Consider the following 22,318-nt stretch of genomic DNA (forward strand, 5'->3'; position numbering starts at 1 on the left):
TCGGTCGCGTCCTGCTCGTCGCTCATCAGTTCACAGCGCTACTGGATGTAGAGATCCGGCTCAATACTCTGGGATCAAGCCAAAATCCGGCACCAAGCCGAGAGGCTGATTCTTGACGGCCGGCTGCTTTACCGGCGCGCTATGCCGAGAACGCTGCTAACCAAAACCCCAGATGGACCATAGATAGCCGGGCTACTTACCGGCTATCCCCAAGCTGGAACTCGCATGGGAACGATTGATGGTACTTACGAGAGCCGACCGTGTAGTCGAAGGTACAGCCGCTCAGCACCTCCGTGACTGGTCCGACGACCTTGACGGCGACCATCACGAAGTAATCGCTGTCGCTGCGCGGCGCGATAGTGATGCCGTCTGGAGAATAATCTTTTTTATCAAGCAACGGAGTCCGGGTTTCGGTGACTGAATCATCATAGTTCAGCAGATAGTTGCCAACCTCTTGCAGCGAATACATGGGGTATCCAACGACCTGTACACCTGGCGGCGTCGTCTGGATCGCCGCCCCTACCAGCTTGACCACCTGGTGGGACTTGTTGCGTGGCACTGGGAAGGCGAACCGATACGTCGTTCCGACGTTGACCTCGTTGAAGCCGATGACGCCGGAGCTTTGCGGCCCGTAGACCGCCAAGTCATGACCTTGCTGCACTTCGCCGGATGGCCGCCGCCAGGCGTAGGCCAGCGCGGCGGCAACCACCGCGGTGACGAGTAAGAGGACGCACGCCACCAGCAGCGGGCTCCTACCAGGAGTAGATGGTGCCCGGGTCACCGTTCAAGCTGCCTTTCGCTCCCCAGATATCGTGCGAGGCCGCAAGAGATCGGCCCGCGTCAATCCGCTGCTCGTGGTTGGAGTTGTAGATGGTTTCGGCTGTGATGCCGACTCCCCAGACGGTGGCCGCGCTGCCGTAGGTGATGGATTTGCCGCGGGTGATGGCAAAGAAGGTGTTGGGCTGCAGGCGTCCCCGGTAAGCGGGATTGGACCTGTACCACCCGCCAAAGCCATCGTTGTTGGCGACGTTGTTACCCATCCGGCCAGCGTAGCCGCCTGCCGGGATGTAGTAGCCCACCGGCCGAATGGAATACGAGGTGGTGAAGCCGTAAGGGTTGTAGTCGCAGTAGTACCGGGTCTTCATCCAGCGGTATTTGATCGGCACCTGGAACTGCCGGCCGAAGTACGGGCCCTGGTTGCTGAAACCAGTTGACCGGCCAGTCGTCGTCTCAAGCCTCACATAGCTTGAGGCTTTCCAGTGCACGCCGTCGACGCTGACTTCGATCTTGAAGTTGTTCGACAGGGTTGAGTTGAACCGGAAGCTGGCTTTGGTGTCCCAGTAGGCGTGCGCCTCACCGACGGTGGTGTAGGCGACGGTCGTCTTGCTGACGCTGTCATAGATTCGGCACGGAGGGTAGGGGTAATAGGAGGACACCGCCGTGACCGAGGCAGTGCTGTAGTCGACCCCAGCGACCAGGTCCGGGTTGTACGCCGCGTCGCTGGGCGCGTTGTTGGTCTGCCAGGTCGGCGGGCGGTAGGAGACGCCGCTGGCTTGGGCGACGGAGGCGTCGGACTCGGCCGCTTCAGCCTCCGTCGGCGCGGCGGCGGTGGTGTCAGAGTTCGGCATGACGTGCATGGCCACCGGTTGCGGCGCGCTGACGCCACTCGCGTCGACCGCCTCTGGTGTGCTGCCCTCGCTGGTGGACACATCGACTGGCGCGCCAGCCGTGGCGCTCAACATCGTGCCGTCTGGGGCAGTCCCCATAGCGACCGCCTCCAGATTGAGGACACCGCTGTTAGCGTCGGCCACGGCCTGCACAGCGCTTGGCAGCGTCGCCGGTGGCGTGTAGGACCAGGCTCCTTCGGCGTCGGTCCTGACGGTCGCAAGGACAGTTCGCTCCGACTCGCTGCCATCGGCGGTAGTTGACGTCTCCGGCACGCTGATCGTCACCGGTATGTTCGCCACCGGCTGACCGGACGGGTTGGTGAACACGCCGCTGGCGAGCTGGCTCAACTCGGTGCCGGGGACGGCGTCCGGCTCGGTCGGCGTCAGAATCGGGCCATGGTCGGATTCCAGTGCATCCGCGGCGTTCGGCTTCGGACCGGGAGAGTAGGAAAACCAGCCTTCGACGTCGAGAACGAGGTCGACCGGGCCTGGCCCGCCGTTGCGGATGTTGACAGTGCCGTCAGCGGCGGGGGCGATGATGGCCAAGTCGGTGCGGTAGACGTTCTGGGTGGTGTAGTTGATATTCGAGGTGGCCGGTTCGGGTTGGTCGGCCGGCCACAGCCGCAGGTAGCCGCTGGCCGCTCCGGTCGCGGGTTGGACGGTGCGCAGGTTCAGCGCCACCGCGCCCAGCCCGTCTGCCACGGCCGGGATGCCGGCCACCCCGGCCACGCTTACCTTGGTCACCGAGTTACCGGCCAGGGTGCGCACCGGGACGGCTCGGGTGTCGAGCAGGCGCACCGCCGCTGGGGTGAACGCCCCGGTCGCCGCGGCCGGGGTGAAGTAACCCTGAATGTCGATGGTCAGGTCGACCGGTCCGCCGGCCCCGACCAGCACCGTGAACCGCCCATCGCCCGACAGCGGGATCGCCACTGATTGGGCGGTGGCCGAGTCGTCGAAGTCGAGCGCGCCGGTGGTCGGCGCTGCTGTGTCGGCGGCGTAGGCGCGCAGGTAGCCGATGGCGGTGGGGTTGAGGACCGTGATGTTGGCATAGACGGCGCTGGCGCCGGCCGGCACTCCGGCACTGCCGCCGGCTTGCACCATCACCGAGGAGCCGGTGCCGACCTTGGCCAGCGGCACCCCGGCGCCGCTGCGGGTGTCAGCGATCCGGGCCTGGCTCACCGCGACGAAGCCGCCGGGCGCCGTCGCAGTCCCTGCGGTGAAGTAGCCCTGCACGTCGATGATCAAGTTCACCGCGTGATCGGCCAGCACCCTCAGCGCGCCGTCGGCGTGCAGCGCCACCAGGGCGGTGTTGGACACCGAGTCACCCGGGTTGAACACCAGCGCCGCTCCGGTCGGGGTGGTCACGTCACCCGGCGCGACGCTGACCGCCCCAATGCTGCCCGCACCCACCGCGGTCAAGGTCAGCGCCACCGCGCTGACCCCGCTGGCCGGAATCCCAGCCCGGCCGGCCGCGGTGACCGCGCGCACGCCCCCGGCCGGCATCGGTGTCGAGTACCCCCCGGTGCCGTTCCGAGTGTCGAGTAGCCGCCCGACCGCCGGCACGAACAGCCCAGCCGACCCGGTCGAGGCATCCGCCCGCGCCGGACCGATCACCGGCGATACCGCCAGCTGCGCCGTCGACACCACACCAGCCACCAAGCTCAGAACCACGACCGCTCGCACCACACCGAACCCACGCTTCAAGCCCTGATCCCCGCAGTCAGACAGTCCCACCACGCAGGCAGCCAGCGCTTATGGACATCAAATGTTAGAACGGCAACTTAACACCGTTGCAGAAACTCTGCCGACAGTTCGGACCAATCGGCTGGACACACCCGGTAGGCACTTCGTCTTCTACCACGGTGACTACAGCTGATTCCCCCCACCAACGGGCTTCCCCGAACCGCGCAGCCGGGTGCAGGCTGCCGGCTCCCTAGGAGACAAGACGCGTCGCTGATGCGGTCATAGTCGAACCCCTCGTCCCTGGGCGGCGTCTCGCCACGACCGCTCCGGATGCGAGGGCGCAGTTGACACTCACATCCGCCGCCAATGTCAGGCTCCCGGCCGGACGGCACCGGCAGCCATCGCGGCGAGGCCCAGTGGCCGGCTGCGAGGCCGTCCTGCCCGAGCAGCTCGGCGAGGTCGTGACCGGCCTGCTCGTAACGCTCGCGATGCGGCGGGTAGCCGTCGCCACGACGCAGGTGGCCTCGCCGGTAATCGAAGATCTCCGAGGTCTCGATCACGTCGCCCTCGGCCCGGCGATGACCGCGACGATCTCACGGACCCGGCGCCAGCGCTGGCGATCAGCGAGCAGAACCTCTGCGCACAATCGCGGCCGGACACGCGTGCGTTCGGCTGCGTGAGCCGGCGAGTCCGCCATCGTGGAACATCGAATACTCCGCTGTTGGACCGCTGTGCGCCCACTCCGCACCCGCTCACCTGCGCTTCAACCGCCATAACCCCACGAAACACCGTCGCACCATCGTTGCGCGATCGAGATTATGCTTTCCACATCGGATAAAAGTGGGGCGGGTGGGGCTCGAACCCACGACCCAGGGATTATGAGTCCCCTGCTCTAACCAGCTGAGCTACCGCCCCTTGCGCTCCTACCCAACCGCGACCAACGCACGAGGCGAGCGGCCGCGTGGACCGCCCCCCCGAGCCGGCAGGAGCACCGATTGTCACACGTTGGCCCACCGGGCCCCGCGCCGAGGTGGCCTGCGAACGCGCTGTCAGCGCCTCACTCGGCGAAGCGGTTGAGCGCCCGCAGCGACAGCGCGCTGAGAGCCAGCCCGGTCAGCGCGATGGTAAGCACGCAGGCCCCGAGCGAGCCCCAGTGGATGTCGGGATATAGCACCAGGTCGCGCAGTCCGACGATGACGTAGGTGACCGGGTTGAGCTGGGCCAGCGTCCTGAGCGGTCCGGCCAGCAGTTCCAGGGGCACGAAGTTCGGTGTCAGGAACAGCAGTGGGAAGAAGATGATGAACGAGGCGTTGGTGGTCTGGACGTTCTTGGTCTTCAGGGCGATCGCGATCGCGATGCCGGCGTAAGCCACTCCCCACAGCGCGGTGAGCAGGATCAGCAGCACCACGCCGACCACGCCCGAGCGCACCCGGGCGCCGAACGCGAAGCCGATGATCAGCACCAGGACCGAGACCGTGACCCCGCGCACCAGGTCAGCCGCCAGCCGGCCCCAGAAGATCGCGGTGCGCCGGATCGGCGCCGCGAGCAGCTTGTCGAGGTAGCCAATGTCGATATCGGTGACCATCGCCAGACCCGACGTGGCCGAGCTCACCGCGAACACCAGCGACACCGGCACCTGAAAGGCCACGTAGTGCTGGCCTTCGAGGAAAGGCGTGCTGGAGGGAAAGATCCGGTTCACCTGCCCGATGTTGACCACCATGAAGAACACCGGGATGAACACCGCGGGCAGGGTCGCGGCAGGTAGCCGCCAGACCTCTCGAACCGCCCGGCGCGCCAGCAGCGCGGTCTCTCTCATGCCGCCGCCTCCGGAGCGCCGCCCTCGATGCGCCGGCCGGTGGAGGCCAGGAACACGTCGTCGAGGGTCGGTCGGGCTAGCGCGATCGTGCCGGGCCGGATGCCCACGTCCACCAGCAGCCGCACCACGTCGGCCACCGCCGCCGCCCCGTCCTGCACGTAGACGGCCAGTCCCTCACTGGCGTCGGTGATGTGGTCCAGCCCCCGCAGCGGCGCCAGTGCCTCGCGGGCCGCCTGGTGCTCAGCCGGTCGCAGGCCGACGGTGATCACGTCACTGCCCAGCTCTGCCTTTAAGGTGTCCGGGGTGCCGGCCGCCACCAACCGGCCGTCGTCGATGATGGCCAGCCGCTGACACAACTGGTCGGCCTCTTCCAGGTACTGGGTGGTCAGGAAGATGGTGGTGCCGGCGTCGTTGATCCGGCGGACCTCGTCCCACACCGTGGCCCTGCTGGCCGGGTCCAGGCCAGTGGTCGGCTCGTCGAGGAACAGCACCTCCGGCTCGTGCACCAGCGCCGTCGCCAGGTCGAGCCGGCGCCTCATGCCGCCGGAGTAGGTCTTGACGGTGCGGTTGGCCGCCTCGGACAGCCCGACCAGCCCGAGCAGCTCAGCGCAGCGGCCAGCCGGATCAGGCACCCGGTAGAGCGCGCACTGCAGTTCCAGCAGCTCGCGGCCAGTCTGGGTCGGGTCCAGCCCGACCTCTTGCAGGGCCACCCCGATGTGGCGGCGCACCTCGGCCGGGTCCTTGCGGACGTCCACCCCCGCCACCGTGGCGTAACCGTCGCTGATCGGCAGCAGCGTGCACAGCATCCGCACGGTGGTCGTCTTACCGGCGCCGTTCGGGCCCAGGAACCCGAACACCTCGCCCCGCCGGACGGCCAGGTCGATGCCGCGGACCGCCTCGATGTCGTCCTGGCCGCGACCGCCGCGGTAGCGCTTGACCAGCCCGCGCACCTCGATGGCCAGCTCGGCCTCGACCTGTGAAACCACGTCGCTCACCCCTTCTGCCACACCACACCGGTTCTGCCACACCACACCGGCGCGCTGGCCGGCGCCTTCGATGGTGGCGCCTCGCTCTGACATCCAGCGGCGACGCTCCCGAGCGGCTGCGGAGTCCGGCAGCGCGCCGCGAGCCCCGGCAAGGTAGAAACGTCGGTGTGCAGCCGATTGAAGGACGACTCGCGAGAGAGTTGAGCCGTGGACCTCGAATCCGCCGCTGAGGAGCTCTACGGCGTGCCCGTCGACGAGTTCGCCGAGCACCGCACCCGGCTGGCGGCGCAGGCCAAGGCGACCGGTGACAAGGCGCTGGCAGCGAGCATCGCCAAGTTGCGCAAACCGGTGCTGGCGGCGGCGCTGGTGAACGAGCTGGTCCGCGGCGAGCCGGCCGAGCTGCACGAGCTGACCGAGCTCGGCGATCAAATGCGCAACGCGCACCGCAACCTGCGCGGGACCGAGCTGCGGGCCTTGTCCGAGCAACGTCAGCAGCTGCTGCAGCGGCTGGCCGATCTGGTGCGTGAGACCGCCGAGCAGAGCGGACGCACCGTCACCGAGTCGGTGCTGACCCAGATCCGAGGCACCTTCGAGGCGGCCATCGCCGACGAGGGCGCCGAGGCCGCGGTGCTGTCCGGGCGGCTGACGACGGTGCTGTCCTACACCGGCTTCGGCGAGGTGGACGTCACCGACGCGGTCGCGGCGCCGGTTCGCAAGCGGCACCTCAGATCGGTGCCGGCCGGCGCGGCTGCGTCCGGCAAGGCCGACCTGAAGGCCGCGTCGGGCGAGGCCGACCCGGAGGCCGCGACCGGCGAGGAGGACGACGCGGCGCCTGCCAGCCGAAAGGCGGGCCGGGGACGCGCCGTGACGGCCGGAAAGCGCAGCACCGGCCCCGCCGCGGCAGCCGCCGAGAAGTCGACGGCCGCCGGGCCCAGCAGCTCAGCCGAGCAGGCCCACCAGCGGCGTCTGCAGCGCCAGCAGGACCAGGTGCGACGGGCCGAGGCTGAGCACGCCGACGCTGTCCGGGTGCTGGAACAGGCGCAGGAGGAGGCAGCTGCGGCAGGGCAGCGTCATCAGGAGGCCACAGCACAGGTGGAGCAGTTGCGCGCGCAACTGGAGCAGGCCCAGGAGCAGGCCTGGGAGGCAGGGCAGGCCCGCAGGTCCGCCGAGCGCGCCCGGCTCACCGCCGAGGAGGAGGCGGACCGGGCCGAGGCCGCCGCGCAGGCGGCCCGCCGTCAGCTGGCGAAGCTGGAAGCGGACCTGGGATCAGACCGGGAGTCGGACTAGGTCAGCAGGGCGTCAAGTCAGCCGGACTAGGTCAGCCGAGCCTCGGGTCACCAGATCGTCAGGTCAGCCGAGCCTCAGGTCAGCAGGCGTCAGGTCAGCTGAGCAGCGCCAGCTGCCGGGACTGCGCCACCAGTTGCCCGGTCGAGTCCCAGATCTCGAAGTCTTCCTCGTGGTAACCCTCGATCAGGTAGCTGGTGCTGACCCGGCAGGCCAGCCAGCCCGGCGCCGGCCGGGCCCGCACGTGCACGCTCAGCTCGATCGTCGTCGAGTGGTAGTGGCCCAGCTCGAAGACCGCGGGCACAGCCATGTCGACCAGCCCGGGCAACGCCATGGTGTCGGCCTGCCGCCCACCGGCCAGCCGCAGCCAGAACTCGGCCCGCGCCTGCCCGCTCGGGGAGCCCTGACGCCAGCCGGGCAACCGCGGCGTCCGGTACTCCAGCCGGCCGGCGATGCCGGGCGTCTCCAGGCCTGAGTCCCGGGACTGCTCGCCGCTGAACAGGTCCAGGCAGTCCTGCGGCGGGGGCAGCACCGGCGCGCTGCCGGACACGGCGGTCGGCCCGGCGGCTTGTGACAGGTCGGCGAAGCTGGCCACCACCCGCACCAGCTCTTGGCCGCCCTGCAGCAACCGGGCCTCGCCGGTCGCCAGCCGCCGCCCCGAGCGCGCGGTCTCCACGCAGACCTCGGCGGGACCCGGGACCACCGGGCGCTGGTAGAACGCCGACACCGCCAGCGGGTCGGGCTTGTCGAGCACTCGCCCCAGGGCCTGCAGGCACACGCTCAGCACGTAGCCACCGTTGGCGTGCGGCCCGATGGACCACCGGTCGGTGATGGTGGCGCTGAAGTTCGGTCCGGCGCCGGCCACGGCCGTGTCCACATCGAAGGCGTGTTGATCGCTCACGTGAGCCGACGCTGCCCTAGGCGCTGCTGGCAGGCAAGGCGCTGTCGATGTGGGTTGGCCCACCCTGGGAGGATGGCGGCATGGAGATGACCGGGTGGATCAGCGGACAGGTGTTCTTTCAGACCGTCGACCAGGGTGAGGTCGAGCAGATCAACGCCTTCCTCAGCTCGCGCGGGATCATGTCCCAGGTGCTGACCCAGAGCGAGCACATGATGCTCGACCCCGCCGACCCCTCGGTCGGAGTCACGTCCGAGCGGTTCAGCATGGCCATCCAGCTGGGCGGCTTTCCCCAGGTGATCGGGCCGGTGCTCAACGAGCTGATCCAGCGGGCGCACGGCGGCGGTTGGGACCTCGAGGACAGCGAGCAGCCGAGCGGCGACTGAGCCACTCCCAGCTTCAGCCGGCTACAGCCCGCGTCAGCTCCCAGCCACGGCCGCTCTCAGCCGCGCGGCGGCGCCGCCCGGTTCGTCCAGACGTCGATGGTGAACTCGGAGTCGGTGACCTGGGTCTGGCGGGTGAGGCCCAGGATGCTGTCCAGGACACCGTGCAGCGTCTGGGTGTCCAGGATCCGCTCGGGGAACTCATGCTGGTAGTGACAGGCCAGCACGGTGGCGTCACGTCCCAGGCTGTCACGCGCCGCGGTGGCCAGCGCCGCCCATGAGGCCAGATCGAGCCGGTAGCCGACCTGGTGCAGCACGATCAGGTCGAACTTCTCCTCGGTCGGCCACTGCTCGGGCAGTTGCATCCACCGGATGTCGACGTTGGACAGGTGCGCGGTGCGGGCGCGCGCCTGCGACAGCGCAGGCCGGTTGTCGTCGGCGGCCAGCACCCGGTCACTGCGCCGGGCCAGGCCCGCCGTCAGCTCGCCGGAGGCGCAGCCGGGCTCGAAGGTGTTGCCGTAGCGGGGATGGCTCAGCGCGGTCAGCAGCAGGTCGCGGCGGCGCTCGGCCTGCCAGCCGCTGCGCATGTGCCAGGGGTCCTCGCTCTGGCCGTACAGGCTGTTCAGATGCTCAAGGCTGTTCGGGTGCTCGAGGTCGTTCGGGCTGATCATCATCAAGGCGCCTCAACGGGCTCAGCCGGTTCGGCAGGCGCTTCAAGCGGCCAGGCGCCGAGCCCGGACATGACGGCTTCCTTGCTGAGCCGTCTAGAAAATAACAGCCCTACGCCGATAAGGCCCGTTGTGACGCCCGTCGAGTGCGAAGCGTCGCCCACAACCGTCAAGCGGCACGTGGGGACGGCGTAGGTTCAGCGACGGCGCGCCTAGCTCTGACCTTGGACGACGACAGGGAGGCCATCATGGCTGTGACCGCTTTTCAGGATCTGCCGCTCGCCGCTTCTGACCGTTCCTGGGACGGCGCCGCCGCCGAGAAGCGGGTGCGCGCCTGGGCGGGCGCCGAGGACGAGCCCAACCCGCGCTACCGCGACGCCCATGTCTGGTACGACGCGGAGAAGAAAGAGAACTTCACCGCCTACAAGCTGCTGATCGCCGATGTGCTGGACGGCAAGCTGGTCGCCGTCCCCCGCGCGGTGCACGCGGCCGCGGCGGTGCTGCAGGGTTCGCGTGGCGGAATCAACCTTCCCGACAAGGACATTGACCGGGTCAAGAGCCACCTCGCCAAGTACTACGCGAAGCTGGATGAGACGCCGCCCTGGCAGTGAGCCTGCCCCACGCGCGCACCTGCAGCCTCACGCGGTGAACCAGTGGTGAGCCCCGCTCTTGCCAGCACCCGGCAGTCTCCGTACTGTGAACTGGATCACACTGCGGGACTTCCGACCCACCGTCGGCAGGAATTCCTCGGCACGGGTGACGCGTAGTCCAGCGCGGTGCGTGCAAGGGCATCTGACTACGGGGAGGCGTCATGCTCAACAGCGCGACGGTCACGGCGAACATCCCGGCCGGCGACCTGAAGAGGGCTCGGGACTTCTACGCCGACAAGCTCGGGCTCATCCCGTCCTTCGAGATGGCGGACGTGATGATGGTCTACCAGACGGACGGCGGCACGGTGTTCAGCGTCTACCAGACCGAGTACGCCGGTCAGGCCGGGCACACCATCGCCCAGTGGCATGTCGAGGATGTGGAGGCAGAGGTCCGCGATCTCAAGCAGAAGGGGGTCGCCTTCGAGCAGTACGACATGCCTGGAATGCAATGGCATGACGGCGTCGCCTCGATGGAAGGCATGGGCAAGGCAGCCTGGTTCAAGGACAGCGAGGGCAACATCCTCTGCATCGACGACGGCTTTCCCGGCCAGCCCTGACGGCTGGGGCCGCGTCCCTCGTCACGAGAGCAGGTCGAAAGCGCAGCCCACCGACCGACGATAGGCGCTCAGGGACTGATGCTTCGTGGCGGCAGCCTCGATAGGCGCGTGGCAGTTGCCGTCAGAGACGCCCGCAGGTTCATCCGCTCATTCCGCGCCGCACCCCGCGTTTGCGACGCTGCTCTCGCCGGTGCTGACCCTGGGGGCGGTGGCAATGGGTGTCAAGAGCGGGCAGCGAAGGATTCAATGACTTTTTGAGCCAGCAACGGGGGCACCGCGTTGCCGAGTTGCGCTTGCACACTCCGCCGTGTGCCCACTAACTCGAAACCATCCGGGAAGGTGAAAAGGCGTTTGACCTCACCGACTCGAAGTCGACGGTTCTCCCAGTGGAAAGGGCCCACGTTGGGCCCCGGCTGCGCCTGGATTGTGGGACTTGGCTTTTGGGGATCAAGCTTCAGCAGGAAGGACCAATATCGACTGCGCCACTTGAACAACGGGGTTGGGTGCCCTCGTTCTTCGGTGTAGTGAAGGTAGTTTTCCCCGGGGGGTACTCCAGGCAGCAGGTCCAGGTATTGCCCACGCGTGACCTCCTCCGGTTCTGGTTCGGTAACGAGTCCGGCAAGTGCGTCACCCGTCGATACGTGGGGCCGCTCAGCGTGGCCAGTGGAACGCCGCTCCCATGTGCCTCCATGTGTCGGCTTTGGGTGTTCTGGCACGATTTCTCCCTTGCGTACGCCAATCACGAAGAGGCGCGGGCGGGATTGAGGGACACCGTAGTCGGCTGCATTGAGCACCTGAGCGCGGAACTCGTAGCCCGCATCATCGATCTCGCGCAACAGTCGGTCATAGGCCGGCTTACTGGCCTTGTTGTTGTAGGTCAGCGCGTACACGTTCTCCAGAACGAAACGTCGGGGTTTCGCTTCAGCCAGCACTCGTGTGTACGCCTGGAGCAGGGATGCATCCGGATCCAAACCCGATCGTTTCCACTCCAGCCAGAAACCGCTTTTGCTGAACGGCGTACATGGAGGTCCTCCGATCAGCAAGTCTGGGCGCTGACCGCGCCGGAGGCCGGCAGCAGCAAGGATGGCCTCCGTCGAAACGTCCAGAATATCCGCCTGGATGACCGGTGACTCTAAGTGCTCGAAGTTCTTCTCCATGGTGAGGGCCGCATCACGGTCTCGTTCGACAGCAGCGGCAACCCGATAGCCAGCCGCTTCGGCCCCCAAATCGAGTCCTCCCGCTCCGGAGAACAACGAGATAGCTACTCCCTGATCACCGACACCGCGAGCCATGAAAGGAGTATGCAGGGCGATGACGACAAGTTCGGCTAGGCACCCGTACGACTCGACACGCGCGAGGAGCTTGCACTCCCCTACGGTCGCTGATCAAATCCTCGTGTGGCTGGACGGGCGGATCTTGCACATCGACTTGCTTCGCTCGTCGGAACCGAGGCCTTACGGATCACGGACGCCGCGCGGGGCTGGCCTGCGAGAGGACAATTGCGCCTAGCTGACCGTGTAGTTGAAGTTGATCTCTTCGTCGGTCCAATCGGTTCAAGCCAACGAAACCGCGATCCGGTGGAGCGCCGCTTCCAAAACCCAGCTCAGAACCCTGGTCCAGGCAGGCCGCTGGTGATAACGGCGGGTCGGACGCCTTTACTCGTGGGTGTGTGGGATCACGACCCAATCCTGGCGGTCCCTCGTCCGGTCATCGTCCTTGCCGACGCGTACCGTCGCGCTGGCAGCACGACCCGCTTCTCGATCTTTCAGAACTTGACGGCTCTCATCAGTGCGGTTGACGTGGGCTGGCTGACGCATGGGTCCGGCTCGGGAGAGATGCTTCACTACTTGCATCCCGCGTTACTCCCCCTAGCGGTTGAAACACGCATAGACGAAGTCGTAATTTTGGACGATATTGTTCAAGCAGTCGTTCTCGGTTCGGGTCTTGCAGAAGGTGACGGAAAGGATCTGGCCGCGCTTGAGCGAGTCAGACGCGCGTCATCATCGATCGTTCGCGACGCGAGATTCGGAAGAAACGTTATCGCCGCATACGCCGGTCTATGCGCGATGTGTGGCCTCGATGTCGGGCTTGTTCAAGGCGCGCACATTTATCCAGCGTCCGCTCCTAACTCTCCCGACGAGACATGGAACGGCCTGGCTCTGTGCCCGACCCACCATGTGGCTTTCGACCGGCACCTCGTCGGCGTCCTGCCGTATGACGGCTCGATCCACTATCACGACAAGCTTCTTAGCCAGCGTGCCCTTAGCCCTGCAGTCCGGAGCTTGATCGACGGCACCTACCAGTCCCTCGCCGTTCCGACAAGGCCAGGCCTCCGCCCCCGGAGAGATATGTTCGATCTCCGCTACGCGCATTTCCATGGGGAGTACGACTGGCTCAGCGTGTGAGGGATCGCTACAGGCTGTCAACGGCTCAGGGCCCCCGCGCGAACGCTGGAGGCCCTGAAATACCTGCTCCCCCGACTGGACTCGAACCAGTAACCCTTCGATTAACAGTCGAATGCTCTGCCAATTGAGCTACGGGGGATTGGCAAGCCGTCCGGCCGTCTGGCAGCGTGAGCTGACAGGCGAACAGGCAGCGGGTAGAAGAATAACCCATCGGCCCCGGCCGTCGGCGCGCCCCCCGAGGCAGGCACACTGGAAGCCGGAGACCACCACAGGCGAAAGGCGCATGAGGATGAAGTTCCTGCTCGGCATGGCTGTCGGCTACGTGCTCGGCTCACGAGCCGGACGTGAGCGCTATGAAGACATCGTGGCAGTCGCGCGCCGGGTCGCCGGCAGCCAGACCGTCCAAGCGACTGCGGGCGTCTTGCAGGCGCAGGCCGCCGGGGCTGCCGAGCGGGCCAAGAGCCGGATCGGCGGCCGGGTGCTGACCAGTCAGCGCTCCAGCGTCGGCAGCGGCGTCAACGGCCACCGGCGCTGAGCCACATCGGCCGACGCTAAGTCAGCCGGCACGGCTCGCTAGCCCCGGCCGACTCGCGCGGCCGACCGCTCGCTAAGCCGGCCGGCTCGCCCGCTCGGCGGGGAATCAGATGCCGGCGATGATCTGCGCACGCCGCGCTTGGTACTCCTCCGCCGTGATGAGCCCGCGGTCGCGCAGGTCAGTCAGCTCGGCCAGCCTGTCCGACGTCGACGCCAATCCCGGGCCGGTGGGCAGGGCCGTTGACCCGCCCCTGAGATAACGGACCGCGAGTTGAGCACCGGCCGTGGTCGGATCGATGCCGGCCTGGCGCAGCACCCGCCGGTTGCGGGCGATGATGACCGCGGTCAAAACCCAGCCACCGAGGGCGAGAACGAACACCGCTCCGACAAACCACGGAATAGCGGTGCTCATGAAGACGAAGCCGTCCGAGGGGTCCGAAGGATCCATCAGACGAGTGTGCCTCACTGCGGTGATGAAATCCGATCAAAGTTGACAGACGCGCTCAAGCGGGGAACAGCTGCTCCGGCGTCAGCTGAGTGACTCGCTCCAGGTAGCCGGCCAGGGCGGCTCGGGCGGCCGGCGAGTCCGGCGTGCCGGAATCCAGCCGGGCGGTCCAGAGCAGGCCGTCCTTTCCGGTCCTGCGCCGGGCCACCACCCGTGCGGTGCCACCGGGCACCCGGACCTGCTCCCAGCGGGCGATGCTGGCCTCCACCCGGGTCTTGACCACCGTCGGCAGGTTGCGCGGCTCGGCCAGCCGCAGGGTCAGCGCCGGCAGGTCGGTGACCACTCCGGTGTCATCGAGCGCTCCCTCGATGACCTGCAGGCCGTCCTCGCCCCAGGTCGCCTTGACCACGTGCTCCCAGCCGATCCGGCGCCAACCGGGCGCGGAGTCCCCAGCCCCGCCCGAGGAGGCAGCGGGCTCACCTGAGACAGCGGGCTCACCTGAGGCAGCGGGCTCGCCTGGCACGGCCGGCAGCCACAGCCCGAACTGGGTGGCCGCCACGGCGGCGGGACCGTCCTCGGCGATCGCCAGCACCCGCTCGTCCGCAGCGAGCAGGCCGCGCAACCCGGCCGGCGGCCGCGGCCGCCGCGCGAACAGCGCCATCAGGACTCGCCCCCGATCGCCCTGGAGCGCAACGCCCGCCGGCGCTGCTCCAACTGCATGAGTTGCCCGAACAACCTGCCCTGCTCCTCCGCGTCGCCGGCAGCGTCGAGCCGCTGCACCTTCGACTTCAACTGTGCCACTTCTCGGGCGACCACCTGCTCGGCCAGGTTGACCACCATGGCCTCGGCGTAGCGGGGCTGGGCGTCGGTTCCCGAGCGCAGCGGCTCGACCGCGAGCGCGTTGACCGCGGCACGCGCCTCGGAGCCCGGCGGCAGGTGCTCAGACACCCGTTCCACCCAGGCAGGCCCGGTCTTGCCGGCCGCCGCCCCACCGGCGGCGGCGATGGCGGCCTGCAGCTGCTGGTGCACGGCGGTCAGGAACGCCAGCGGCCCCAGCTGGTCGAACTGCTCGGCCACCACCTCGGGCAGCTGCAACGCCGCCTTGATCACCTCGCGTTCGGCCTGGCCCACCTTCGGCGGCACTCCGGGCACCGACCCGGGCTGGCTGGACGGGCCGGCAGGTTGGGTTCGCTGCTGGCCTTCGGCCGACCGGGCCATGCCGCGCACCCGGCTGAGGATCTCGTCCGGGTTGGCCACCCCGCTCAGCCTGGCGAGCTCGCGGGCGTACTCGAAACGGTGCGAGGGGTCCTTGATCTGGGCCACCAGCGGCACCGTCAGGTTCAGCGCCGCCACCCGGCCCTCGACGGTGTCGACGTCGAAGCGCTTGATGATGGTGCCGAGCATGAACCGCAGCATCGGCACGTTGGCCTCGATCAGCGCCCGCACCGCCTGGTCACCGCCGGACTGCCGCAGGTCGCACGGGTCCTTGCCTGCCGGGTCGATCGCGACGAAGGTCTGGGCGAGGAACTTCTGCTCGTCCTTGAAGGCCCGCTCGGCCGCCTTCATGCCGGCGGCGTCGCCGTCGAAGGTGAAGATCACCTTGGTGGTGGCCTGTGCCTCCTCGGCGCTGTTGGTCGACCACAGCCGTCTGATCACGTTGACGTGCTCGCCGCCGAAGGCCGTGCCGCAGGTGGCCACCGCGGTCGTGACGCCGGCCAGGTGGCAGGCCATCACGTCGGTGTAGCCCTCGACGATCACCGCCTGGCGCTGCTTGGCGATCTCGCGCTTGGCCACGTCCATGCCGTAGAGAAGCTGGCTCTTCTTGTAGATCGGGGTCTCGGGGGTGTTGAGGTACTTGGCGTCGATCTTGTCGTCGTCGTGGATCCGGCGGGCGCCGAAGCCGACCACCTCGCCCCCGAGGTCCTTGATCGGCCACAGCAGTCGCCGGTGGAACCGGTCGATCAGCGAGCCCCGGCCGGATTCCCGCGACAGCCCCGCCAGGTTCAGCTCAGCCGAGCTGAAGCCGCGGCCGAGCAGGTGCTTGGTGAGCGAGTCCCAGCCCGCCGGGGCGTAGCCGCAGCCGAACTGGGCGCTGGCCGCCGCGTCGAAGCCACGACCGGTCAGAAAGTCCCGGGCGGCCTGGGCCTCGGCGGTGGCCAGCTGCTCTTGGTAGAAGGCCGCCGCCAGAGTGTGCGCCTCGACCAGCCTGGCCCGCTGCCCGGACGGGCGATTCGAGCTCGGGGCGCCGTCGGCGTAGCGCAGCTGGACGCCGGCCTTGGCGGCCAGGCTCTCCACCGCCTCGCTGAAGGACAGGTGCTCGATCCGCTCGACGAACCGGATCACGTCGCCGCCGGCTGCGCACCCGAAGCAGTGGAACAGCCCGCGGGAGGGCGAGACCGACAGCGACGGTGACTTCTCGTCGTGAAAGGGGCAGATCCCCTTGAGGTTGCCGCCACCGGCGTTGCGCAGCTCGACGTGCTCGCCGATCACCGCGGCGATGTCGGAGCGGTCCCGGACGGCGGCGATGTCCTCGTCGCGAATCCGGCCTGCCATGCCCGCGAGTCTATGTGTAAGTTTGACCTCTGCCAGCGTGGGTGAGTGCGCCCCCTTCCCCGGCGAGACTCAGCCGCCGGCCGTCAGCCGCCGGTGCCAGGCCAGCGCCGACGAGTCGGTCAGCTGGGCGACCTGGTCGATCACCACTCGCAGCCGCTCGGACTCCCCCTCGGCGTGGCGCCAGCTCTCCCGCAGCGTCTGCGACAGCGCCGCCTCGCCGCGCTTGAGCAGCGCCTCGACCAGCTCGGTCAGCACCCGCCGCTGGTCAGACTGCGACTGCTCGATGCCCTCGCGGCGCATCACGTAGCGAAACGCCAGCGCCTTGAGCAGCGCGCACTCGGCCCGCACCCGGCTCGGCACGATCAGCTCCGCCCGGTAGCGGCCCAGCGGGCCGTCGGGGAACCGTTCCCGGGTCGCCCGGACGGCGGCCGTGACGAACCGGCCGGTCAGCTCGCTGGTGGCGCGCTTGGCCATCGCCTGGGCTGCGTAGGAGCCGTCATAGCCGGCCAGGTCGGCCAGCGCCGGCAGCGCCAGCAGCTCATCGAGCAGCGGTTGCAGCTGCGAGCTGGTCAGCGGCGAGTAGAACCGGCCGGCCTGCTCGCACAGGGCCTGCCGCTCGGCGTCCGAGGCCAGCGCCGGCAGCCGGATGTGGCCGGAGTGCACCCCGTCCTCGACGTCGTGCACCGAGTACGCGACGTCGTCGGCCCAGTCCATCACCTGTGCTTCCAGGCACCGCTCACCGTCGGGACGGCCGGCGCGCAGCCAGTCATAGGCCGCCCGGTCACTGGCGTAGAAACCGAACTTGGCCCTGCCGGCGCCTGCGGGCCAGGGGTACTTGCACACCGCGTCCAGCGTCGCCCGGGTCAGGTTCAGCCCGGCTGAGCTGCCGTCGGAGGTGACCGCCTTGGCCTCCAGCCTGGTCAGGATGCGCAGGGTCTGGGCGTTGCCCTCAAACCCGCCGCAGCCGCCGTCGGTCGCCACCTGGTTCAACGCGTCCTCGCCGTTGTGGCCGAACGGAGGATGGCCCAGGTCGTGCGCCAGGCCGGCGGCGTCGGTGAGGTCGGGGTCGCAACCCAGCGCGGCGCCCATCTCGCGGCTGATCTGGGCGACCTCCAGCGAGTGGGTCAGCCGGGTGCGGGGAAAGTCGTCCTGCCCGGGCGAGACGACCTGGGTCTTGTCGGCCAGCCGCCGGAACGAGTAGGAGTGCAGCACCCGGGCGCGGTCGCGCTGAAAGGCGCCCCGGCCCAGCTGCGGGTCACCCGGCGCCTGCGCGCGCTTGCCGCTCTCGGGCAACCAGCGGGCCTGGTCATCGCTGCCGTAGGAGTAGCAGCGCTGGTCGCGACTGCCGGCGCTCAGACGTGCTCCTCGGTCCAGTCGGCGAACTGCTGCAGGTTCTGCAACCACATGCCGACGGTGAACTTCAGCTGCTGCCGGGTGATCCCGCCCTCGAAGTCGAAGGCCTGCTCGGCGCAGATGCCGACCAGGCCGTCGTCGGGAAGCACCGTGTAGGCCTTGGGAAACAGCTTGCTGCGATTCCAGTCGTCGAGCACCAGGGCCAGCGTCGGTCGCAACTCGACCTCGAACCTGCGGTTGAGGTAAAGACGGGCCTGCAGCACCTCTTCGTCCGGGCCGTAGTGGAAGAAGTAGATGCTGAAGTTGTCCCAGCGCACCGCGAGGTCGCCGTCGTCGTCGATCATCGAGCGCAGCGAGTACTCCTTCAGGATGCCCTGCAACACCTTGTTGCTGGGCAGCACAGTGGGACCCTCGCGCCGTCCGATCGGCGGCTCACCCGACCGGCGCTGCTCCACGCCCGCTTTGGCCGCCGCCACGGCCGAGGCGGCCGAGGCGGCGATGCTACGCAGACGACCAGGCACGCCTGTGAGATTACCCGGACTCCCCGTACCGGTCAGCGCGACTCATCGCTGGGCGTCCGGTTGGCCCGGCCGGCTTCCAGCCGCGCCACCGGAACCCGGAACGGCGAGCAGGAGACGTAGTCCAGGCCCACCTCGTTGAAGAAGTGCACCGACTCAGGGTCACCGCCGTGCTCGCCGCAGACGCCCAGCTTGAGCCCGGGACGCTTGGCCCGGCCCTGCTCGACGGCGATCCGCACCAGCGCGCCGACCCCCTCACGGTCCAGCGACTCGAACGGCGACACCCCGAAGATGCCCTTCTCCAGGTAGTGCGAGAAGAAGGCGGCCTCCACGTCGTCGCGGGAGAAGCCCCAGGTGGTCTGGGTCAGGTCGTTGGTGCCGAAGGAGAAGAACTCGGCCGACTCGGCGATCTGACCGGCGGTCAGCGCCGCCCGCGGCAGCTCGATCATGGTCCCGACCAGGAACTCCAGGTGCGCCCCGGTCTCGGTGCGCACGTCGCGAGCGACCTTGATGATGTCGTCCTTGACCGACTCGAACTCCTGCACCGCCCCGACCAGCGGCACCATGATCTCGACCCGGGGCACCCCGCCGGCCTTCACCCGCGCGGCGGCCGCCTCCAGGATCGCCCGGGCCTGCATGGCGAACAGGCCGGGGATGACCAGGCCGAGCCGGACGCCGCGCAGTCCCAGCATCGGGTTCTGCTCGTGCAGCTTGTGCACCGCCTGCAGCATCCGCAGGTCGCCCTCGCGCGGCTCGCCGCGGGCCTCGGCCACCGCCACCCGCACTGACAGCTCGGTGATGTCGGGCAGGAACTCGTGCAGCGGCGGGTCCAGCAGCCGGATGGTCACCGGCAGCCCGTCCATCGCCTCGAAGATGCCCTTGAAGTCCTCGCGCTGCAGCGGCAGCAGCTCGGCCAGTTGCCGCTCGCGCTCGGTGTCGGTGTCGGCCAGGATGAGCGCCTCGACCAGGGACCGGCGGTCGCCCAGGAACATGTGCTCGGTGCGGCACAGGCCGATGCCCTGCGCGCCGAAACGGCGGGCCCGGGCGGCGTCGGCGTCGGTGTCGGCGTTGGCCCGCACCGCCATCGACCGGCCGCCGTCGGCGATGCGCATGATCCGGTGCACCGCCCGGACCAGATCGTCGGCCTCGTCGGACTCGGGGTCGATCTCGCCCTCGAAGTAGCGGACCACCGGCGAGGCGACCACCGGCACCTCGCCGATGAAGACCTCGCCGGAGGTGCCGTCGATCGAGATGACGGTGCCCTCTTCATAGACCTGGCCGTCCGGAGTGCTGAAGTGCCGGGCCTTGGTGTCGACCTTGAGCTGCTCGGCGCCGCACACGCAGGTCTTGCCCATCCCCCGGGCCACCACCGCGGCGTGGCTGGTCTTGCCGCCCCGGCTGGTGAGGATGCCCTCGGCGGCGATCATGCCGTTGAGGTCGTCGGGGTTGGTCTCGCGCCGGACCAGGATGACCTTCTCACCGCTGCGGCTCCACTTCACCGCCGTGTAGGAGTCGAAGACCACCTTGCCGACCGCGGCGCCGGGCGAGGCGTTCATGCCCTGGGCGATCTTGCGGTGCGGCGTGGTGTCGTCGAAGTGCGGGAACATCAGCTGCGCCAGCTGCGCCCCGGTGACCCGCTGCAGGGCCTCCATCTCATCGATCAGGCCCTCGTCGATCAGCTGGGTGGCGATCCGGAAGGCGGCCCCGGCCGTGCGCTTGCCGACCCGGGTCTGCAGCATCCACAGCTTGCCCCGCTCGATGGTGAACTCGATGTCGCACAGGTCGCGGTAGTGCTCCTCGAGCTGGGCCATGATGCCCATCAGCTCGTCATGGCTCTTCTTGTCCAGCTTGGCCAGGTCAGACAGCGGCAGGGTGTTGCGGATGCCGGCCACCACGTCCTCGCCCTGGGCGTTCTGCAGGTAGTCGCCGTACTCGCCCTTGGCGCCCGAGGCAGGGTCGCGGGTGAAGGCCACCCCGGTGCCGGAGTCGTCGGAGAGGTTGCCGAAGACCATCGAGCAGATGTTGACCGCGGTGCCCAGGTCGGCCGGAATCCGCTCCTGGCGGCGGTAGAGGATCGCGCGCGGCGCGTTCCAGGACTCGAACACCGCCCGGACGGCCAGGTCCATCTGCTCGCGGGGGTCCTGCGGGAACTCCCGGCCGGCGTGCTCGACGACCACCCGCTTGTAGGTCTCGACCAGCTTGCGCAGGTCCTCGGCGTCGAGGTCGAGGTCGTTGGTCGTGCCCTTGGCGGTCTTGGCCTCGTCCAGCGCGGACTCGAAGTGCTCGCCGTCGATGTCGAGCACGGTCTTGCCGAACATCTGGATCAGCCGCCGGTAGGAGTCGAAGGCAAAGCGCTCATTGCCGGACTGGGCGGCCAGCCCGCGCACCGACTGGTCGTTGAGGCCGACGTTGAGGACCGTCTCCATCATGCCGGGCATCGAGAACTTCGCCCCCGAGCGCACCGAGACCAGCAGCGGGTCATCGGACTGGCCCAGCTTCTTGCCCATCTTGGCCTCGAGGTCGGCCAGGTGCTCGCTGACCTCGGCCGACAGCTCGGCCGGCTCGCGGCCGTTGCTGAGGTAGGCCTGGCAGGCCTCGGTGGTGATCGTGAACCCCGGCGGGACCGGCAGTCCCATGTTGGTCATCTCGGCGAGGTTGGCGCCCTTGCCGCCGAGCAGGTCTTTGAGGTCCTTGCTGCCTTCGGCAAAGTCGTAGACGAACTTCGTCATCGCGCACCACCACACTGTGAGACGGACATAGGTCCTGCCGACCATAGGGGGCGTAAGCGATTGCGGTCAGCAGGTCCGCCGATCTGGAGGCAAAGGACACACTGGTGTCGGCGATCGCGTCCGGTGAGCAAGCACGGCAGTGAGGTCCGGGGATCGTCAGGCGCCGAGCGCTGCCGGCCGGCGTCAGCCGATCAGGACGTCCTTGTAAAAGACATTGGCATAGCGGTTGACGCCGTCCAGCCCGTCCCGGGAGGCGAAGCCGAAGACCAGCTCGACCTTGCCCGCGCTGGTCTTGTAGACCGCCATGCCCTCGGGCTCGCGGTACACCAGCGTGCTGCCCGCCCGGGTGATCACCTTGTTCTGCACGATGGCCCCGGTGTTGAGGTCGATGCAGGTGATCGCGGAGTCGATGTCGTCGGCGCTGGCATGGCCGTCGCCGGTGAGGACGTAGAGGTACTTGCCGTAGAAGGTGTAACCCTGAAAGGTGCCGCTGACCGAGGGCATCGGAATGCGAGCCAGCACGGTGGAGAAGTCACCGGCCGACGCGGCGGCCAGGCTGTAGGCGCTGAACTCCATGCGCCCTGAGACCGACCGGCGGATCAGGATGCGCTTGTTCACCGGGTCGGTGGCGCAGGTGACGTTCGTGCTGCCGGTGAAGAACTTGCGCACGTTCGCCGGAGTCGTCCCGCTGACGAACTTGAACCGCTGCAGCGCGGTCCCCCGGCCCGAGTCATCGTGGCTGCTGGAGTCGGCCTCGGTCCACAGGTAGGTGCTGGTGCCGACCGGCTCGGCGCCGAAGGAGACGCCGTGCCCGGCATTGGCCAGGTGCATGTAGCCGAGCAGGTTGCCGTTGAAGTCGAGCTGGTTCACGCACAGGTCGTCACCGTCGGAGCCGTTACGGATCTGGATGACGAACATCCGGCGGTTGACGTTGTCGAAGGCGATGCCCTGCATGGCGTGGTGGGACTCGTGCAGGGGCCGGTTGCGCGCGAAGAAGTCATAGGACGGCTGGCTGAGGTCGAAGTAACTCGACGCCGGCAGCGCCGCCGAGGCCGCCGACGGAAAGGCCAGCCCGCCCAGCCCGAGCGCCGCCGTCATCCCACCGGCCTTGAGCGCCGAACGGCGCGAGACGAGCCTGGGCGGAGAGGTGGCGTCCTCGGTCATGGGTGCTCCTGGGGTCAACGCGACG

General features: G+C 68.4%; 20 protein-coding genes and 2 tRNA genes. 6 read left to right on the forward strand and 16 right to left on the reverse strand.

The annotated features are described in order from the left end of the window. Positions 1-196: 196 nt before the first annotated feature. From VGB75_11725 to VGB75_11745, 5 genes are all read right to left on the reverse strand, one after another. Positions 197-739 carry a hypothetical protein gene (locus tag VGB75_11725; protein ID HEY0167700.1) on the reverse strand — a complete coding sequence of 181 codons (543 nt, stop codon included), beginning with the start codon at positions 737-739 and terminating at the stop codon, positions 197-199. A gap of 13 nt (positions 740-752) precedes the next feature. Next, positions 753-3,371 carry a hypothetical protein gene (locus VGB75_11730; GenBank protein HEY0167701.1) on the reverse strand — a complete coding sequence of 873 codons (2,619 nt, stop codon included), beginning with the start codon at positions 3,369-3,371 and terminating at the stop codon, positions 753-755. Between the two features lie 820 nt (positions 3,372-4,191). After that, positions 4,192-4,265: transfer RNA gene (locus VGB75_11735), tRNA-Ile, on the reverse strand. Positions 4,266-4,407: 142 nt separating this feature from the next. Further along, positions 4,408-5,166 (reverse strand): ABC transporter permease, encoded by a 759-nt coding sequence (locus VGB75_11740; protein HEY0167702.1) that lies wholly within the window; start codon positions 5,164-5,166, stop codon positions 4,408-4,410. Then, positions 5,163-6,245, reverse strand: a complete 1,083-nt coding sequence (locus VGB75_11745) for an ATP-binding cassette domain-containing protein (protein HEY0167703.1) — start codon at positions 6,243-6,245, stop codon at positions 5,163-5,165. The genes VGB75_11740 and VGB75_11745 overlap by 4 nt, the downstream gene beginning before the upstream one ends. 114 nt (positions 6,246-6,359) lie before the next feature. Between VGB75_11745 and VGB75_11750 the strand changes: the two genes are divergently transcribed. Then, the gene (locus VGB75_11750) at positions 6,360-7,439 is read left to right on the forward strand and encodes a hypothetical protein (GenBank protein ID HEY0167704.1); all 1,080 of its coding nucleotides are present in this window, start codon (positions 6,360-6,362) and stop codon (positions 7,437-7,439) included. A 94-nt stretch (positions 7,440-7,533) separates the two neighbouring features. On the opposite strand, the gene VGB75_11755 is transcribed toward VGB75_11750, so the two are convergent. Then, complete coding sequence (locus VGB75_11755; protein HEY0167705.1) at positions 7,534-8,337, reverse strand: thioesterase family protein; 804 nt, start codon at positions 8,335-8,337, stop codon at positions 7,534-7,536. Between the two features lie 80 nt (positions 8,338-8,417). Here VGB75_11755 and VGB75_11760 point away from each other — a divergent pair, with 80 nt between their 5' ends. Then, positions 8,418-8,720, forward strand: coding sequence for a hypothetical protein (locus VGB75_11760; GenBank protein ID HEY0167706.1), 303 nt, complete (start codon positions 8,418-8,420; stop codon positions 8,718-8,720). Between the two features lie 56 nt (positions 8,721-8,776). Here VGB75_11760 and VGB75_11765 read toward each other — a convergent pair whose 3' ends face one another. After that, positions 8,777-9,391 (reverse strand): SAM-dependent methyltransferase, encoded by a 615-nt coding sequence (locus VGB75_11765; protein ID HEY0167707.1) that lies wholly within the window; start codon positions 9,389-9,391, stop codon positions 8,777-8,779. A 242-nt stretch (positions 9,392-9,633) separates the two neighbouring features. Between VGB75_11765 and VGB75_11770 the strand changes: the two genes are divergently transcribed. Next, entirely contained in the window at positions 9,634-9,996 is a 363-nt protein-coding gene (locus VGB75_11770; protein HEY0167708.1) for a hypothetical protein, read from the forward strand. 200 nt (positions 9,997-10,196) lie between these two features. Continuing rightward, entirely contained in the window at positions 10,197-10,592 is a 396-nt protein-coding gene (locus tag VGB75_11775) for a VOC family protein (GenBank protein ID HEY0167709.1), read from the forward strand. A gap of 221 nt (positions 10,593-10,813) precedes the next feature. Here the strand turns inward: VGB75_11775 and VGB75_11780 are convergent, their stop codons facing one another. Next, positions 10,814-11,884 (reverse strand): DNA cytosine methyltransferase, encoded by a 1,071-nt coding sequence (locus tag VGB75_11780; GenBank protein HEY0167710.1) that lies wholly within the window; start codon positions 11,882-11,884, stop codon positions 10,814-10,816. A gap of 105 nt (positions 11,885-11,989) precedes the next feature. Between VGB75_11780 and VGB75_11785 the strand changes: the two genes are divergently transcribed. Then, complete coding sequence (locus tag VGB75_11785) at positions 11,990-12,997, forward strand: HNH endonuclease (protein HEY0167711.1); 1,008 nt, start codon at positions 11,990-11,992, stop codon at positions 12,995-12,997. 66 nt (positions 12,998-13,063) lie between these two features. Here the strand turns inward: VGB75_11785 and VGB75_11790 are convergent. Continuing rightward, positions 13,064-13,136 (reverse strand) — tRNA-Asn (locus VGB75_11790). Between the two features lie 150 nt (positions 13,137-13,286). On the opposite strand from VGB75_11790, the gene VGB75_11795 reads away from it, so the two are divergent. Continuing rightward, positions 13,287-13,532, forward strand: coding sequence for a hypothetical protein (locus VGB75_11795; protein ID HEY0167712.1), 246 nt, complete (start codon positions 13,287-13,289; stop codon positions 13,530-13,532). A gap of 105 nt (positions 13,533-13,637) precedes the next feature. On the opposite strand, the gene VGB75_11800 is transcribed toward VGB75_11795, so the two are convergent. From VGB75_11800 to VGB75_11830, 7 genes are all read right to left on the reverse strand, one after another. Then, positions 13,638-13,979 (reverse strand): SHOCT domain-containing protein, encoded by a 342-nt coding sequence (locus VGB75_11800; protein ID HEY0167713.1) that lies wholly within the window; start codon positions 13,977-13,979, stop codon positions 13,638-13,640. A gap of 55 nt (positions 13,980-14,034) precedes the next feature. After that, positions 14,035-14,637, reverse strand: coding sequence for a hypothetical protein (locus tag VGB75_11805; protein ID HEY0167714.1), 603 nt, complete (start codon positions 14,635-14,637; stop codon positions 14,035-14,037). Continuing rightward, on the reverse strand, positions 14,637-16,529 hold the full coding sequence (dnaG, locus tag VGB75_11810; protein ID HEY0167715.1) for a DNA primase: 1,893 nt from the start codon (positions 16,527-16,529) through the stop codon (positions 14,637-14,639). Before dnaG ends, VGB75_11805 begins: the two co-directional genes overlap by 1 nt. Positions 16,530-16,598: 69 nt before the next feature. Beyond that, positions 16,599-17,933 carry a deoxyguanosinetriphosphate triphosphohydrolase gene (locus tag VGB75_11815; GenBank protein ID HEY0167716.1) on the reverse strand — a complete coding sequence of 445 codons (1,335 nt, stop codon included), beginning with the start codon at positions 17,931-17,933 and terminating at the stop codon, positions 16,599-16,601. Continuing rightward, positions 17,882-18,403 carry a YbjN domain-containing protein gene (locus VGB75_11820; protein HEY0167717.1) on the reverse strand — a complete coding sequence of 174 codons (522 nt, stop codon included), beginning with the start codon at positions 18,401-18,403 and terminating at the stop codon, positions 17,882-17,884. Before VGB75_11820 ends, VGB75_11815 begins: the two co-directional genes overlap by 52 nt. A gap of 32 nt (positions 18,404-18,435) precedes the next feature. After that, positions 18,436-21,129 carry a pyruvate, phosphate dikinase gene (gene ppdK, locus VGB75_11825; protein HEY0167718.1) on the reverse strand — a complete coding sequence of 898 codons (2,694 nt, stop codon included), beginning with the start codon at positions 21,127-21,129 and terminating at the stop codon, positions 18,436-18,438. A gap of 183 nt (positions 21,130-21,312) precedes the next feature. Further along, positions 21,313-22,293: a hypothetical protein gene (locus tag VGB75_11830; GenBank protein ID HEY0167719.1), complete on the reverse strand. Its 981-nt coding sequence runs from the start codon at positions 22,291-22,293 to the stop codon at positions 21,313-21,315. Positions 22,294-22,318 lie beyond the last annotated feature (25 nt).

The organism is Jatrophihabitans sp., assembly GCA_036399055.1.
Lineage (GTDB): Bacteria > Actinomycetota > Actinomycetes > Mycobacteriales > Jatrophihabitantaceae > Jatrophihabitans_A.